Genomic DNA, 1078 nt, shown 5'->3' with positions numbered 1-1078 from the left:
CGTTCGTCCGCATCGAGAACGTCGTGAAGAAGTTCGGCGACAGCACGGCCGTCGACAACGTGAACCTGACGATCGCGAAGAACGAACTGTTCGCACTGCTCGGCAGCTCCGGCTGCGGCAAGTCGACGCTGCTGCGCATGCTCGCCGGGCTGGAGACGGCGACCTCCGGCAGGATCTTCGTCGACGGCGAGGACCTCGCGTCGCTGCCGCCGTACCGCCGCCCCGTGAACATGATGTTCCAGTCGTACGCGCTGTTCCCGCACATGACGGTCGAATCGAACGTCGCGTTCGGCCTGAAGCAGGAAGGCACGCCGAAAAACGAGATCAAGGAGCGCGTGGCCGATGCGCTCGCGCTCGTGCAGATGAGCAAGTACGCGCAGCGCAAGCCGCATCAGCTCTCCGGCGGCCAGCAGCAGCGCGTCGCACTGGCCCGCTCGCTGGTCAAGCGCCCGAAGCTGCTGCTGCTCGACGAGCCGATGTCCGCGCTCGACAAGAAGATCCGCCAGAAGACCCAGCTCGAACTCGTGAACATCATCGAGAAGGTCGACGTGACCTGCGTGATGGTCACGCACGACCAGGAAGAGGCGATGACGATGGCCAGCCGCCTCGCGGTGATGAGCGAAGGCAAGATCGTGCAGATCGGCGCGCCGGGCGAGGTATACGAGTTCCCGAACAGCCGCTTCTCCGCCGAATTCATCGGCTCCACCAACCTGTTCGAAGGCCGTGTGGTCGAGGACGAGCCCGATCACATCTTCGTCGAGAGCGACGACCTCGAGGCGCGCATGTACGTGAGCCACGGCGTCACGGGCCCGCTCGGAATGCCGGTCGGCATCTCGGTGCGCCCGGAGCGCATCCACGTGTCGCGCGAGAAGCCCGGCTCGAAGCACAACTGGGCGCGCGGCGTCGTGACCGACATCGCGTACATGGGCAGCTACTCGCTGTACCACGTGCGCTTGCCGAGCGGCAAGACGGTCGTGTCGAACCTGTCGAGCTCGCACCTGATGAGCGACAACGCACCGGCGTGGAACGACGACGTGTTCGTGTCGTGGTCGCCGGCCAGCGGCGTCGTGCTGACGCA

At 65.5% G+C, this 1078-nt stretch carries 1 protein-coding gene; it reads left to right on the top strand.

From position 1 onward, the window contains the following. Nucleotides 1-1078: ABC transporter ATP-binding protein (locus DIE03_RS38000; protein ID WP_124457141.1), on the top strand; the 1078-nt coding region annotated here is incomplete at both ends.

Origin of the sequence: Burkholderia sp. Bp8992, from assembly GCF_003853705.1 — a bacterium.
In the GTDB taxonomy this organism is placed as follows: Bacteria; Pseudomonadota; Gammaproteobacteria; order Burkholderiales; family Burkholderiaceae; genus Burkholderia.
This window is presented reverse-complemented; position numbering and strand designations above follow the sequence as displayed.